General features: G+C 60.6%; 13 protein-coding genes and 1 pseudogene. 11 read left to right on the plus strand and 3 right to left on the minus strand.

What is annotated here, in order from left to right; translation table 11 throughout:
* Positions 1-201: 201 nt before the first annotated feature.
* The 4 genes from ACXHXG_RS05625 to ACXHXG_RS05640 are packed head-to-tail and all read left to right on the plus strand — an operon-like array spanning position 202 to position 5,293.
* The gene (locus ACXHXG_RS05625) at positions 202-1,488 is read left to right on the plus strand and encodes an imelysin family protein (protein WP_260303300.1); all 1,287 of its coding nucleotides are present in this window, start codon (positions 202-204) and stop codon (positions 1,486-1,488) included.
* Positions 1,489-1,533: 45 nt separating this feature from the next.
* A complete protein-coding gene (locus tag ACXHXG_RS05630; RefSeq protein ID WP_457898684.1) occupies positions 1,534-3,093 on the plus strand; it encodes a di-heme oxidoreductase family protein in 1,560 nt (519 codons plus the stop codon).
* A complete protein-coding gene (locus ACXHXG_RS05635; protein ID WP_457898685.1) occupies positions 3,093-4,202 on the plus strand; it encodes an imelysin family protein in 1,110 nt (369 codons plus the stop codon). The genes ACXHXG_RS05630 and ACXHXG_RS05635 overlap by 1 nt, the downstream gene beginning before the upstream one ends.
* Before the next feature lie 5 nt (positions 4,203-4,207).
* On the plus strand, positions 4,208-5,293 hold the full coding sequence (locus ACXHXG_RS05640) for a DUF1513 domain-containing protein (protein WP_457898686.1): 1,086 nt from the start codon (positions 4,208-4,210) through the stop codon (positions 5,291-5,293).
* Positions 5,294-5,299: 6 nt separating this feature from the next.
* Here the strand turns inward: ACXHXG_RS05640 and ACXHXG_RS05645 are convergent, their stop codons facing one another.
* Positions 5,300-5,977 (minus strand): GntR family transcriptional regulator, encoded by a 678-nt coding sequence (locus ACXHXG_RS05645; protein ID WP_457898687.1) that lies wholly within the window; start codon positions 5,975-5,977, stop codon positions 5,300-5,302.
* 327 nt (positions 5,978-6,304) lie between these two features.
* Here ACXHXG_RS05645 and ACXHXG_RS05650 point away from each other — a divergent pair, with 327 nt between their 5' ends.
* A complete protein-coding gene (locus tag ACXHXG_RS05650; protein ID WP_457898828.1) occupies positions 6,305-7,108 on the plus strand; it encodes an alpha/beta fold hydrolase in 804 nt (267 codons plus the stop codon).
* Between the two features lie 14 nt (positions 7,109-7,122).
* Here the strand turns inward: ACXHXG_RS05650 and ACXHXG_RS05655 are convergent.
* Positions 7,123-8,198: pseudogene (locus tag ACXHXG_RS05655) on the minus strand (DUF2252 family protein).
* 158 nt (positions 8,199-8,356) lie between these two features.
* On the opposite strand from ACXHXG_RS05655, the gene ACXHXG_RS05660 reads away from it, so the two are divergent.
* From ACXHXG_RS05660 to ACXHXG_RS05680, 5 genes are all read left to right on the plus strand, one after another.
* Positions 8,357-8,803, plus strand: a complete 447-nt coding sequence (locus tag ACXHXG_RS05660) for a PaaI family thioesterase (RefSeq protein WP_104821734.1) — start codon at positions 8,357-8,359, stop codon at positions 8,801-8,803.
* Positions 8,800-9,441, plus strand: coding sequence for a 5'-methylthioadenosine/S-adenosylhomocysteine nucleosidase (locus ACXHXG_RS05665; RefSeq protein WP_104821733.1), 642 nt, complete (start codon positions 8,800-8,802; stop codon positions 9,439-9,441). The genes ACXHXG_RS05660 and ACXHXG_RS05665 overlap by 4 nt, the downstream gene beginning before the upstream one ends.
* 94 nt (positions 9,442-9,535) lie before the next feature.
* Positions 9,536-11,098: a glutamine-hydrolyzing GMP synthase gene (gene guaA, locus ACXHXG_RS05670; RefSeq protein WP_104821732.1), complete on the plus strand. Its 1,563-nt coding sequence runs from the start codon at positions 9,536-9,538 to the stop codon at positions 11,096-11,098.
* Between the two features lie 701 nt (positions 11,099-11,799).
* Positions 11,800-12,378: a TetR/AcrR family transcriptional regulator gene (locus ACXHXG_RS05675; protein WP_457898688.1), complete on the plus strand. Its 579-nt coding sequence runs from the start codon at positions 11,800-11,802 to the stop codon at positions 12,376-12,378.
* Between the two features lie 93 nt (positions 12,379-12,471).
* A complete protein-coding gene (locus ACXHXG_RS05680; RefSeq protein WP_457898689.1) occupies positions 12,472-13,296 on the plus strand; it encodes an SDR family NAD(P)-dependent oxidoreductase in 825 nt (274 codons plus the stop codon).
* A 470-nt stretch (positions 13,297-13,766) separates the two neighbouring features.
* On the opposite strand, the gene ACXHXG_RS05685 is transcribed toward ACXHXG_RS05680, so the two are convergent.
* A complete protein-coding gene (locus ACXHXG_RS05685) occupies positions 13,767-14,516 on the minus strand; it encodes an SDR family oxidoreductase (RefSeq protein WP_457898690.1) in 750 nt (249 codons plus the stop codon).
* 107 nt (positions 14,517-14,623) lie between these two features.
* Here ACXHXG_RS05685 and ACXHXG_RS05690 point away from each other — a divergent pair, with 107 nt between their 5' ends.
* Positions 14,624-15,259, plus strand: coding sequence for a TetR/AcrR family transcriptional regulator (locus ACXHXG_RS05690; protein WP_283048709.1), 636 nt, complete (start codon positions 14,624-14,626; stop codon positions 15,257-15,259).
* Positions 15,260-15,332: the final 73 nt, after the last annotated feature.

Genomic DNA, 15,332 nt, shown 5'->3' on the forward strand with positions numbered 1-15,332 from the left:
GCATTAGCTGGTTCGGCGGAACGAGACGGCGCGATATCTGCCGCTTTTTCCAGGCAAATGCGCTGCTTTGCCAATGCTGGAACTATCAATTTCCCGTTTTAAAATCATTCCAAACTAGAGTGTTTGACACCAGTTTATTTTTAATACATGAGACAATTTACCAAGTTTCTGACGGCGCCCCCGCCGTCGCAGGAGAGGATCATGAAACTGAAAATCAATTTTGGCGCCGGCCTGGCGCTGGCCGTCGCCTCGACTGCCATGTCCACCCTTCCGGCGCTCGCAGCCGCACCCGAGCCGGCCGCCATCATCAAGCATTACGCCGAAGTGGGGCATGCCAAGTATCAGGACGCGCTGACCACGGCGCAGACGCTGGACAAGGCGATCGATGCATTGCTTGCCAATCCCAGCGACAAGACGCTGAAGGCTGCCCAGGCTGCCTGGATCAAGGCGCGGGTTCCCTACGAGCAAACAGAAGTCTACCGCTTCGGCAATCCGATCGTCGACGATTGGGAAGGCGCGGTGAATTCCTGGCCGCTCGACGAAGGCCTGATCGACTATGTCGATGCCTCCTACGGCACCGAGAGCGATGAGAATTCGCTTTATGTCGCCAATGTCATCGCCAACAAGACGATCAAGATCAACGGCAAGGATGTCGACGCTTCGCATCTGACGCCGGAATTCCTCTCCGGTACGCTGCAGCAGGCCGGCGGCGTCGAAGCCAATGTCGCGACTGGCTACCACGCTATCGAATTCCTGCTCTGGGGCCAGGATCTGCACGGCACGGGCCCGGGCGCCGGCGAACGTCCCGCCACCGACTACGACCTGAAGAATTGCACGCACGGCAATTGCGATCGCCGCGCCGAATACCTGAAATCGGCCTCGACCCTGCTCGTCTCCGCCATGCAGGAGATGACCAATGACTGGGCGCCGGATGGCGAAGCCACCAAGCATATCGAAGCCGATCCGAAGGCCGGTCTCGCCGCCATCCTGACCGGCATGGGCTCGCTCTCCTATGGCGAACTCGCAGGCGAGCGCATGAAGCTCGGCCTGCTGTTGCATGATCCCGAGCAGGAGCATGATTGCTTCTCCGACAACACCTACAACTCCCACAACAATGCCGCCATCGGCATTGCCGCGGCTTATAACGGCAATTACACGCGCGTCGACGGCACCAAGATGAAGGGTCCGTCGCTGCACGATCTCGTTGCCGCCAAGGACAAGGCGCTGGACAAGGAGATGGAAGGCAAGCTGAACGCGACGCTCGATGCCATGAAGGCCATGGTTCATCGCGGAGAGACCGTCGAGAAGTACGACCAGATGATCGCCGAGGGCAATAAGGTCGGCAACGCCACCGTTCAGAAAGCGATCGACGGCCTGCTCGATCAGACGAAGAGCATCCAGCGCGTCGTCGCCGACCTCGATCTCGGCACGATCAAGCTTGAAGGCTCGGACAGCCTTGATAATCCTAACGCCGTCTTCAAGAAGTAATAAAGGAGGGCGGCGGTATCTGACGATGCTGCCGCCCTGATCCAGATGATCCGCATTCCGGTCAGCCGCGCATTCTTGCCCGCCCTCGCAGCGGGCTTTGTGGTTTTTGCAGTGACGTTGGCGGCAGCCGATGCGCTGAATTTCCCAACCGTCCGCACCGATCTGTCGGCCGATACGCTGAAACGGGTTCAGGACGTTACCCGCCCGACGGCGGATTTTTCCAAAGCCGAGCCCTATGAGGCGATGGAGAGTGGCGCGACGACGTCGATTGCCCCCGTCAGCCGCAATATCTTTTCCCAGCCTTCCGCCAATCTGGGCCTGGAGCGCGAAGAGAATTTCCATCTCGGCAACGCGTTGTTTCGCCAGCTCTGGGTCTCCTCGCCCTCTTCGACGCAGGCGACTGATGGGCTGGGGCCATTGTTCAACGCCCGTTCCTGCCAGAGCTGTCATATCAGGGACGGTCGTGGCCATCCGCCGGAGACGGCGGGAGCCCCCGCCACGTCGATGGTGCTGCGGCTGGCGCGGCAGGCGATCACGCCGGACGAGGAACAGGCCATCAAGGATTCCAAGGCGCTCAATTTTCCGGATTCGACCTATGGCGCTCAGTTGCAGGATCTTGCCGTTCCCGGTCTCACTGCCGAAGGCAAGGTGGCTGTCACCTATGCTGAGGAAACGGTGACGCTGGCAGGTGGCGAAACCGTTTCGCTGCGCAAGCCGCATTATGCCGTGACCGCGCTGGCCTACGGTCCTCTCGGCCAGACGACAACGGTCTCGGCGCGTGTCGCGCCGCCGATGATCGGCCTTGGCCTGATCGAAGCCATTCCCGATGCCGATATCCTTGCCCATGCCGACCCCGACGACAAGGATGGCGACGGCATTCACGGCCGCGCCGCCCTGGTCCGCGACCACCGCACCGGCCAGCTCGCTCTCGGCCGCTTCGGCTGGAAGGCGCAAAACGCCACCGTGCGCGACCAAGTCGCTGATGCTTTTCTCAACGATATCGGCATTTCCACGCCCGACCAGCCGAACGCCCACGGCGATTGCACGGCCAAGGAGACACACTGCCTTGCCATGCCGACCGGCGTGCAGAAGCGTCTTGGTGACACGGAAGCACCGGCGCCGATCCTCGATCTCGTCACCTTCTATTCCGAGAACCTCGCCGTGCCCGCGCGCCGCAAGGCGAGCTTTCCCGATGTTCTGCACGGCAAGGAAATCTTCTATCAATCCGGCTGCGCTGCCTGTCATACGCCGAAATACGTCACCCGCGACGATCTCATGGGAAGCGACAGCAAGGCTGCCGCGCAGGCCTTTCAGCTCATCTGGCCCTATTCCGATTTCCTGCTGCACGACATGGGCGACGGGCTCTCGGACGGCCAGCAGGTCGGTGTGGCATCGGGACGCGATTGGCGCACGCCGCCTCTCTGGGGTATAGGGCTGACGCAAACGGTCAGCGGCCAGCAAGCCTACCTGCATGACGGCCGCGCCCGCACGCTCACCGAAGCCATCCTCTGGCATGGAGGAGAGGCGGAAAAGGCCCGCAATACATTCGCAAACCTGCCGCAGAACGACAGGCAAGCACTCATCGATTTTCTGGAGTCCCTTTGATGCGCCATTGGAAACCTTTCGCGGCCAGCCTGCTCCTCAGCCTTGCGGCACTGCCCGCAAGCGCCCAGGACGCGACGGCCAATGGCGCCGGGCTGAACGAAGCAGCCGTGCCGGTGGTCCTGCAGAAGGCGGTCGACGATGTCATCCGCCCCGGATACCGCGCCATGCATGACAGCGCCTCGAAGCTGACCACGGCGATGAAGGCGCTCTGCGCTGATCCTTCCGCCGCAAGCCTTGCCAACGCGCAGTCCGCCTTCGGCGATACGATCAAAAGCTGGTCGCGCATCGAGATCGTGCAGACCGGGCCGATCATCGAAAAGAACCGTTTCGAACACATCCTCTTTTATCCCGACCGCAAGGGCGTCGGCTTGAAACAAGTGCAGGCGCTGATCGCTAAGGCCGACGAGCACGACACCACGGTCGAGGCGGTCGCCGGCAAGAGCGTGGCACTGATGAGCCTAACGGCGCTGGAATACGTGCTCTACGGCAACGGCTCCAGCGTTCTCAGCACCGAAAAGCAAGGATTCCGCTGCCGCTATGGCGCGGCCGTCGCCGGCAATATCGAAAACACGGCCAAGGACATCGCCGACGAATGGGACGATCCGAACGGCGTGCAGAAATCCTGGAAGTTTCCCGGCAAGACCAGCAACGACTTCATGGACAACAAGGAAGCGGTAACGGCGCTGCTCGGCATCCTCGTACACGGTGCGGCGAATATCCGGGATCAACGGCTTGAGACCTTTTACAAGGGCGATCCCGCTGCCGCACGGCCAAAGATGGCGATCTACTGGCGGTCCGGCGACACCTGGGCCTCGCTGTCAGGCAATCTCGAAGGGCTGAAGACGCTCTGGAAAAAAGCCGGCATGGCCAACCTTCTGCCCGCCGACAAACGCGGCATCGCCGACAAGGTCGACAATCTGCTGAAGGAACTGACGCTGACCGCGCCGACAGTCAATCCTGATATCGAAGCAGCACTCGGAAACGATGCCGAGCGCGCCAAGATCGACAAGCTGCTGAATGTCAGCCGAGACCTCACCACCGCTTTCAGTGACGATTACGGCGGCGCGATCGGCCTTTCCGCCGGCTTCTCCTTCGCAGACGGAGACTGAGCGCGATGCGCAGCGGCCTGATCGATCGCAGAGCTTTCGTCAAGGCGGCGGGGCTGACGTTCCTGGCCGCCTTGAAGCCCGGTGCCCTGATGGCGCTGGAGCGGGCCGATGCAGTCTATGCCTCCGGCATCCGCGCATCAGACGGTTCCTTCGCCGTGGCGACGGTCACCGAGAGCGGCCAGATCCTTGATCAGGTGGCACTGCCCGCCCGCGCCCACGGCATGGCCTTTTCTAAGGTAACCGGCAAGACCGTCGCCTTCGCCCGCCGCCCCGGCACCTATGCGATGATCTTCGATCCCTGGAACAAGGGCGAGCCCATCGTCATCACCTCGCGCGAGGGCCGGCATTTCTATGGCCATGGCACGTTTTCCCCTGATGGAAAGCTGCTCTACGCCAGCGAAAACGACTTCGACAAGAATCGGGGCATGATCGGCATCTACGACGCCCGTAATCGCTTTGCGCGGATCGGCGAATACGAAACCTACGGCACCGGCCCGCATGACATGACAGTTTCCGACGACGGGACGCTGTTAGTCGTTGCCAATGGCGGCATCGAGACCCATCCGGATTTCGGCCGCACCAAGCTCAACCTCGATCATATGGAGCCGTCGCTCACCCTGATCGACGCGGCCAGCGGCCGGCTGATCGAAAAGCACGCCTTGCCGCCACAATATGCTCAGGTCTCCACCCGCCATGTCGATATCGACGCGCAAGGCCGCATCTGGTTCGCCTGCCAATATGAAGGCCATCGCAACGACCTGCCGCCGCTCATCGGCCATTTCTCCAAGGGCGAGAACCTGACCTTCGTAACCCTGCCCGACGATACGACACGGGCGCTTGGAAATTATGTAGGCGCCATTGCCGTCAATCGCGCCGAAAACCTCGTCGGCGTCGCCTCGCCGGTCGAAGGCACGTCGGTGACGCTCGATGCGAAGACAGGCAGGGTGCTGAAGGTGGAAAGCATCGCCGACGCCGCCGGCATCGCACCGGCACGGCATGGCTTTGCCGTTTCCTCCTATCGCGGCGATTTCCTGGGCGAGCACAGCGACGTCGCCTGGGATCAGCATATCGTGCGCATCACCCGCGACTGACGCTGCCTAAACTAGCTTGTTGCCTTCAATGAAACGCCGCAACGCCGTCGCCGCATTTAGCATATGCGCCCGCATGCGCCGCGACGCCATTTCCCCGTCACCCTCTGCGATTGCCTGCATGATGGCTTCATGCTCCGCCCGGGATCGATCGAGGCGATGTTCCTGCTGCAATTGAGCGCGGCGGAAGGCCATTAGACGATTGCGGATCGCGATTGCCTGTTCGGCGAGGAAGCTATTGTGGGTCGCCTGATAGATCGCCTCGTGGAAGGCGCGATTGAAGGTATCATAGGCATCGAAATCGCCCTTTTTCACAATAGCTTCGGATGCATCGTGCAGTTCGATCAGGTGGCTACGCTCCAGGGGCGTCATGCGATAAGTGGCAAGCCTGACGCACATGGCTTCGATTTCGGCTGCCGTCTCGAACATGTCCATGATGCGCTCGGGCGTCATACGGGCGACGACGACGCCCCGCCGAGCCCGCACTTCGACTAGGCCGTTTGCCGCCAGTTGCCTTAATGCCTCGCGAACCGGCGTGCGGGAAGCGCCGAAGCGATCGGCAAGGTGCTGCTCGTCCATCGCAGCGCCCGCCTCCAGCTTACCCGCCGCGATCTCATCCGCCAGCGCGTTGCGGATACGATCGGACAACAATTCGCGATCCTCAGTGTCATCCGATCTATCAGCCATTTCTCATTCTCCCGCGTCCATACTGCTTGTATGCAAAAACATCTCTGCGCCTCATTTTTGCATGCAAATTCTCCATCACGCAACTGTTACGCATCCAATTATTGACAAATATCACCATTTAGAATACAAAACGATCAACGAGAGCGCTCTTGCATACATAAAGAAGCCTCGAATACCCATCCGGAATGCAAGACGGAGCCACATTTGATCCGTTCGGGCAAATGCCGCTCGCAGAAATACGAGACCTTCAAGAAGCTCACCGCTCCGACATCCGGCGCGGACGGCTTTCTGGTGCCCGTTTATCCTCTAACCACAAGGATCACGATGATGATGATGACCAGACGGAATTTCTCGACCGCGCTCATTGCCGGCGCCGCCGCCTCCTTAGTTTCGACGCGCGCCATGGCCGCCAGCAGCGCGGCCTCGAGTTCGGGTTCCGCGCTCCCGGCGCCGCCAAAGGCTCGCAACGTCGTCCTTGCCCATGGGCTCTTCGCAGACGGCTCCTGCTGGACGGAAGTCATCGCGCGGCTGCAGGCCAAGGGGCTGAAGTGCACGGCGGTGCAGAACCCACTGACGACGCTTCCCGAGGCGGTTGCGGCCGCCCAGCGCGTTCTCGATCGCCAGGACGGCCCGACAGTCCTCGTCGGCCATTCCTTCTCCGGCATGATCGTGACGGAAGCCGGTGTGCATCCGAAGGTTTCTTCGCTGGTCTATGTCGCAGCCCGCGCACCGGATGCAGGCGAAGATTATACGGCGCTCGCCAAGACATATCCGACGCCTCCGGCATCGGCAGGCATTGTCTTCGACGGCGATGAAGGACGACTGACAGAGGAAGCTTTCCTGCGGGATTTCGCCGGCGACCTGCCCAGGGCCAAGGCAGAGGTGCTTTATGCCGTGCAGGAGCCCTTCCAAAAGGCCTTGCTGACCGGGAAGACCACCCAGGCCGCCTGGCGCAGCAAGCCGAGCTGGTATGCGGTCTCCACCGAAGACAGGACGATCAATCCGGATCTGGAACGCTTCATGGCCAAGCGCATGGGCGCCAAGACCATAGAGGTGAAGGCCAGCCATCTCTCGCTGATCTCGCACCCCGATACGATCGCCCGTCTGATCCTTGAAGCCGCCGGGCATTGACCGGCTTTGCCGGTTTAGCCCTTCGCCGCGAACTCCGCCTGCTCCGTGCCGATCGCGACCGCAGCCGCCTTGGCGGAGTTCCTGAGCCAGTCCACCTCCCTCCTGTCGAGGTCAGCTAGAATGCCTGGAATGCAGGAGGCGTCATCGGCATGGCAGTTGGCGATCTCGAAGCCCATCAGGTCGAGCATCGCCGGCGACAGCAGGAGCTGCGCATCGCCCTCGACCTCGATCTTTCGGCTGTTTGGCGACAGCCGACGGACCAGCAGCTTGCCCACCACCTGATAATGCGGATCGGGAGAGCGGGCGCGGCCGGCGGCGATGACGCCCGTGTGGATCGTCGTGTCGGACGGATTGTGTCGGAGCGACCAGGCGGACTGGGCGAGCGCCTTGACCTCGCGGATCACCGGTCCGCCGCGCCATTCGACATCGGCGACAAAGCGCGGGCGGCCGAGGCTACCGGTGCCGGCCGTGCGCGGCTTGGCGACAAAAGGGAGCTGCTCATCTGGCAGCGATCGCCGCAGCACTTCAAGGCAAGGCGCAGGAACCGGTTTGGCGGAGGGCGGCAGATCGCGATATTTGTCCCAGAAAGCCTTGCGCTCGCCATTCGAAAGGATGACGTCGTTGCGCAGCCACTTGTAATCACGCTCCAGAATGACCGGTGACGGCGTCTTCAACCCACGGCGATAGCCGCCCAAAATGGCCTCGGCGATGGCGCGCGGCGTCGGCGCGGTGGCGCCTCGCGCAAGGATCGCACTCGTCGCCAAACGCACAAGGTCCAGCGCATAGGGCATTACCGCCGCATCATCGAAATCGTTGGCGCCCCAGACCAGCCGCCCTCCTCGTCGCGCCAGGTGCCGAAATTCTCCAGATGCGTATCGCCGATCGCCAGCACCTGCGGCGCGCTCGCAAGTTGGGGGCAGATGTCGAAGATGGTCTCGGCCCAGCGCCAATAGGTGGCGCGCAGGAAGACAAAACCGCCGCTCTTCATCTTCTTGTGCTTCTTGTCGAGATCGGCATCGACCAGATCGTCCCCCAATTGCGTCCGCATCCAGGTCTCATAGGCTCTCGTCGATTGCAGGATCGTCGTCATCTCGGTTCCATCTCGAATCTGTTGATGCGTATCGAATACCCAGCATCATGGGAAAACAATGTCGATCGCGCGTTATTTCCGCGAGGCGAATTCCACCGCAGTGCCCTTGTCCAAATCCTCCTGCCATGCCAATTTCGCACCCCGCGAAAGGGAATGGGATGACTGGGGAAAGCAGCGACTTTCGGGCGCGTATTCGAACGAGTTTCGAGCGACAGGCGGCGATGACGACGATCGGCGCGGAGCTGACGCGCGTCGAGCATGGCACGGTCGAGATCGAGTTGCCGTTCGACGTCAAGCTGACGCAGCAGCACGGTATTCTACACGCCGGCATCATTGCCGCCGCGCTGGATTCGGCCTGCGGATTTGCGGCTTACAGCGTCATCGATCCTACAGCATCAATTCTTACAATCGAATTCAAGATCAATCTGATGTCCCCGGGACGCGGCGAGCGGTTTCTGTTTCGCGGCGATGTTACCAAGCCCGGCTCCACCATTATCGTCGCCGATGGGCGAGCCTATGCCATCAGCGACGGGCCTGCCAAGCTGATTGCCTCCATGACCGGAACGATGATGGTCATCCGAGGCCGAGAGGGAATTACCGGATGAAATTCGAACTGAAACGCGTATCGGGAAAGTCGATCCTGTTCGTCATGGCGGCGGAGGCGGAATACGGCCCCTTCCTGCGCTCCCGCATCGACCCGCTGATGACCGGCGTCGGTCCAGTGGAGGCGGCGATCGCCATGACGAAAGCGTTCGCTCAGCTCGAAGCGCAGGACGATTTGCCGGACATGGTGGTTTCGTTGGGTTCGGCCGGCTCCTCCAAGCTGGAGCAGACGGAGGTCTATCAGGTCACCTCCGTTTCCTATCGCGACATGGACGCCTCGCCGCTCGGCTTTGAGAAAGGCCGCACGCCGTTCCTCGACCTGCCCGCCACGATCGAGCTGCCGTTGCGCATTCCCGCCATTCCGGAAGCGAGCCTCTCGACCGGCGGCAATGTCATCTCCGGCGCCGACGCCTATGGCCGGATCGCCGCCGACATGGTGGATATGGAGACCTTCTCCGTACTGCGTGTCTGCCAGCTCTACGACCGGCCGCTGATCGGACTGCGCGGTATTTCCGATGGCCTAGTCGAGCTCCAGCACATTTCCGGCTGGACCGAATATCTGCACGTCATCGACCGCAAGCTCTCCTACGCCGTCGACGGACTGTTCACTGCGCTGGAAGACGGCGTTTTCTGGTTCTGAACGGCGCGGCGGCTGATACAATCGGGACAATAAAATCGGCCCTCGCGCGATTTGCCGGATTGCCAGGGAAAGCGCTTTTCATTAAAGGCTCGCCATGACCCAGACAGCACATCCAGACACCGTTCTCATCGTCGATTTTGGCAGCCAGGTGACGCAGCTCATCGCACGGCGCGTGCGCGAAGCGGGCGTCTATTGCGAGATCGTCCCCTTCCAATCCGCCGAAGCCGGCTTCAAGCGGCTGCAGCCGAAGGCCGTGATCCTGTCCGGCAGCCCGGCCTCGACCGTGGATGAAGGCTCGCCGCGGGCGCCGCAGATCATCTTCGACAGCGGCTTGCCGGTCTTTGGCATCTGCTATGGCCAGCAGACCATGTGCATGCAGCTCGGCGGCAAGGTGGAAAGCGGCCACCATCGCGAATTCGGCCGCGCCTTCCTGGACGTCGACAAGGATTGTGCCCTCTTCGAAGGGTTGTGGTCGCACGGTTCGCGCCATCAGGTGTGGATGAGCCATGGCGACCGTGTCACCGCGCTGCCCGAGGGCTTTGAAGTCGTCGCCACTTCCTCGAACGCGCCTTACGCCTTCATCGCCGACGAGAAGCGCAGATATTACGGCGTGCAGTTCCATCCGGAAGTGGTGCATACGCCTGACGGCGCCAAGCTGATCGGCAACTTCATCCACAATATCGCCGGCATCAAGGGCGATTGGTCGATGTCAGCCTATCGCGCCAAGGCGGTGCAGGCGATCCGCGATCAGGTCGGCGACAAGCGCGTCATCTGCGCACTGTCCGGCGGCGTCGACTCTTCCGTTGCCGCGCTGCTGATCCATGAGGCAGTCGGCGACCAGCTCACCTGCATCCTCGTCGACCACGGCCTGATGCGCAAAGACGAGGCGGCCAATGTCGTCGCCATGTTCCGCGAGCACTACAATCTGCATCTGCTGCATGTCGACGCCTCCGACCGCTTCATTGGCGAGCTGGAGGGCGTCAGCGACCCCGAGACCAAGCGCAAGATCATCGGCCGGCTCTTCATCGAGACCTTCGAAGAGGAAGCGAAGAAGCTCGGCGGCGCCGATTTCCTCGGCCAGGGCACACTCTATCCGGATGTCATCGAGAGCGTTTCCTTCACCGGCGGCCCCTCGGTCACCATCAAGTCGCATCACAATGTCGGCGGCTTGCCGGAGCGCATGAAGATGCAGCTCGTGGAGCCGCTGCGCGAACTCTTCAAGGACGAAGTGCGCGTGCTCGGCAAGGAGCTCGGCCTGCCCGACAGCTTCATCGGCCGCCACCCCTTCCCCGGCCCCGGCCTCGCCATTCGCTGCCCGGGCGGGATCACCCGCGAGAAGCTGGAGATCCTGCGCGAGGCAGACGCCATCTATCTCGACGAAATCCGCAAGGCTGGCCTCTACGACGCCATCTGGCAGGCATTCGCCGTGCTGCTGCCGGTCCAGACCGTCGGCGTCATGGGCGACGGCCGCACCTACGAGTTCGTCTGTGCGCTCCGCGCCGTCACCTCCGTCGACGGCATGACGGCCGATTTCTACCACTATGACATGGAATTCCTCGGCCGCGCCGCGACCCGCATCATTAACGAGGTCCGTGGCATCAACCGCGTGGTCTACGACGTCACGTCGAAGCCGCCCGGCACGATCGAGTGGGAGTAGGGGAAACGGCGGTGATCGGCGGCCCTAGCGTAGAATTTCGCAGAAAATACAATGATTTGCGGGTGGCGTGGATTGCTGCCTAGGGTGCATTATCAATTAAAGTTTCAGGTCTAGTAAGCTATTGAAATTGTTCGATTTTATCGAGGCTCATTGCGGCTGGTGACGTTCCGGCAGATCAATCTGACGGTACTTTTGACGGTGCTCTTCACATCCGACCCGGCATTCGAAAAAGTACCGTCGCGCGTTTTTAGAACCTGACGGTACTTTTTTACGTATCAACGCTTTGAAAGCTATCCTGAAAATGGTCTTTCAGACGACGTATCCGCGCTGACGGTACTTTAGTTGTCAACATACATAGTTCGTAGCTGTCGGCCGCGGCTCGGGGACGATGTCCCGGACCTGATTGCACGTCGTTGGATGGTACCATCGCATGACCTATTGGATGCTGTCTAGACTGCTGCCGGATCTGCGATGGAGAGGTGCGTCGACCGCATCCAAGGGATATGCGCCCCTCCGAGGATGAGCGATATTGACAAAACAAGTAAATATGTCTAGTTTGACAATATTGTCAATTAGCGAAGCCTAACCAGTGAGCACCACCCTCAGATTCAGCAGCAGTTCCTACGGCCGAAAGGCCATCGAAGAAGCTACTTGCGCGACGGGTTCGATGTGCATGCTTCATCCGTATCCGAGGTGCCAACGTGCCTGATACGACCCAGACAGCCACGGCTCGGCAGACGGAAATCCTCGACGCGGCCCTTGAGGTCTTCGTCCGTTATGGTTTCAAGAAGACCTCAATGGACGACCTCGCTCGCGCCGCAGGTCTCTCTCGGCAAGGGCTCTATCTGCACTTCCCAAGCAAAGAGACGCTCTTTGCGGCCATGGTGGCGCATGCCAACGACGCCCTTCGAACTGGAGCCCGCGACGCGTTGCAGCGCGAGGATGTCGATATCGAGGAACGCCTGGTTGGGGCATTCGAGGCAATGCACGGAAGCGCCGTCGGGTCTGAGGCTCTGGACGAACTGATTGCGGCGACCGTCAAATTGGTCGGGCCTGCTATTCGCGAACTTGAAGAGGTCTTCGTTACCGACGTCGCGCGCGCCATCGGTGAAGCGGGTGTGCCTGAGCGTTGGCCACAGGAAGGCTTCACCGCGAGGATTCTTGCCGAGCACCTGTCGGAAGCATCAGCGGGCATCAAGCATAAGGCGAGGAGTCCAGCCGAATATCGTGAACGGATGCGTATTGCGGTCCGCCTCGTCTGCCGGGGCGCGCATTCGTAGAGAAATTGGTGCCGCCGCAACACGCTACGGCCGCGCCGAACTGAATTTGGCCGCCGCTTCGGCGGAGCGACCTAAAGTCAGAATGGAGACTTCATGCAGACGATCATCATCACTGGGGCTAGCGATGGCATTGGCGCCGCCAGTGCGCGCCAGTTGAAAGCCAAGGGCCACAACGTCGTGCTCGTCGGCCGTTCACGGGCTAAGACTGAAGCGCTTGCACGCGAGCTCGCAGCACCTTTCCACCTGGCCGATTACGCTCGTTTGGCCGACGTGAAACGGCTCGCCTCCGAACTGTTGCGATACGACCGCATCGACGTGTTGGCGAACAATGCCGGCGGCATCATGGGCGAGCGGGAGGTGACGGAAGACGGTTTCGAGAAGACGTTCCAGGTCAATCACCTGGCGCCGTTCCTGCTGACCAAGCTGCTTATGGGGCATCTCGCCGCCAGCCGCGCCAAGGTCATCCAGACGGCCAGCGAAGCCGCGAACATGTGGGGCAAGAACTTCGACGTCACGGATCTCAATAACGAACGCAACTACGCGGCACAAGTCGCCTACGGCAACGCCAAGCTCGAGAACATACTGTTCACCCGAGAACTCGACTGGCGGCACCGCGCGGACGGAATCTCGGCCGTCGCCTTCCACCCCGGCGTGGTGCGTTCCAGCTTCGCCAGCGACACCAACCACTTCATGCGGTTCATCTATCACTCGCCGTTGAAGTATCTGATCACGATCAGCCCGGAGAAGTCCGGTCTTGCACTCACGGCGCTTGCCGAAGGGAAGCCGGGCATCGATTGGCAGCCTGGAGGAATGTACTCAAGCGGTAAACCGATGAAAGTTGCGTTCAAGGATGACGGAACGGTTGCACGCCAGCTTTGGGAAAGGAGCGAAGAGCTTTTGAAGGTCGCACTTTCCTGATTTTGCACCGGACGAACAATAGCGCACGAAACACTCCACCGATTTCGGAATCCCGCTGGTCCGCGGAGCGCGTGCTCTGATAATGGCGGCGCATTGTCGGTTGGCTTCGTGGGAAACCCCTGCTGGAACTGTAGGTGACGGTACTTTTCTGACCTATACTTCCGGGGTTTCAGCTTGGCGAGGCGGCAGGTCGAGAGGCAATCGACCTCGATAGATGCCGAAGCCGATAGAAAAACTTTCAAAGAAATTTCTCTGTAAGATCAACACTATAAAATTTTGACGGGCCATGCGCCGGTTTTTCGGGCTGCCGGCAATAAAAAATCAAACTAGATCAATGATATAGCTGGATTTGGAACAATCGAGTGGGAATGAGGGGCGAGCTGCGGCCATAGCGTAGTTTCGGCAGCGATATTCGCTGCCGAACTTTTGCAGTCACTCGCTGTATCTCCCCCTCCGCGCCGCCGGGACACTCAGATCTGAGCCCAGCCACCATCGACGCAGAGTTCGCTGCCTGTGATGTAAGACGAGTCATCGGAGGCGAGGAACAGGACGGCCTTGGCGATCTCGTCGACGGTTCCGCTGCGGTGCATGGGAATTTGGGCGTGCACCTGGGTCTTCGTCTGTTCGATCATCTCCTCGCTCACTCCGGCTTTACGTGCTTGGTCCGTATCGATGTAGCCAGGCGCCAGGGCATTTACCCGTATGCCCTTGTCGGTCAGCTCCGCGGTGAGCGACCGTGCCAGTGAGCGGATGGCCGCTTTCCCCGCCGAATAGACGCTGACATAGGGGCGGCCTTGTCTGCTCAGGGTCGAGGTGTTCAGGATTATCGAGCCGCCGGAACCCATCAGCGGTAGGAGCTTCTGCACCGTAAAATACGTCCCTTTGAACGTGTTAGCGACCGTGAAATCGAATTCTTCTTCGGACGTGTATTCAAACATGTTCGGTCGCGCGCCCCCGGCGTTCGCGAAAATAATGTCGACGCGGCCATGCTTTCTCTCGACATATTCGCGAAGCGCTTCGATGTCCGACATCCTGGAAATATCACTGCGGACCGCGTCGGCGCCATTTCCGATGCTTTGCACGGCAGCGTCGAGCGCCGCTTGATCGCGGCCGGTGATGACCACCTTTGCGCCTTCGCGTGCGAACAGCTTGGCCGTCGCCAGTCCCATTCCTGAGTTACCGCCAGTGATGACAGCGATCTTACCGTCCAATTTACCCATATTCGTCTCCTAATTCGCTTCCTAAGGCGTCACCGGCAACCACACGGGGCTAGAGCATCGGCGACGGCTGTAATATATGAAGCATTATTCAGTTTTTGGATTCGCATATGGAAAACGCTGCTCCGTCACCGCTAAACCGCCGGAAACTACCGCGTCAGGTCCGATCCATCGTCACCGTGAACGCTATTTTCGAGGCGACCATTCAGGTTTTGCTGAGCGATGGGCCGATCCGCCTGAACACGACGCGCGTGGCGCGTCGTGCCGGCGTTTCGGTCGGAACGCTGTACCAATATTTCCCGCATAAGCAGGCCTTGCTTTTCGCTGTGCTGGAGCGGCATCTCGCGCTTCTCGCCGAGGCTGTGGAGAAAGCGAGCGACGAAAACCTGTACGCTCCGGTGGAGACAATAGCTCGGGCGGTGGTGAAGGCCTATCTTGACGCAAGGATGGCGCAAACCGAGGTCGCGCCCGCCCTCTACCTCATCGCTACGGAGCTTGATGCGCGCGAGCTGATCGAATCGGCGTCCCGGCGGAGTGAAAGGGCGATCGAGGCGATGCTGTCCACCGCCAGCGATGGCCGTTTTGCCGATCCGCACTTGATCGCCCAAACAATGACGGCAGTGATTTACGGAACGGTCCCGGCATTCTGCAAACGGGTCATGCCCCCGGCTGTGGGAAGCGAGGCCGAAAGACAGCTAACGATAATGTTTCACTCTTATCTCGTCGCGAGCAGCACTGCGGCATAGCGCAAGTGGCAAAAGCCACTTCCTGAATGACTTTGCCGGAGAGGCCCGATCGCCAAACTCAGCAAATCGGGCC

It is taken from the genome of Rhizobium sp. LEGMi-198b (assembly GCF_054114205.1).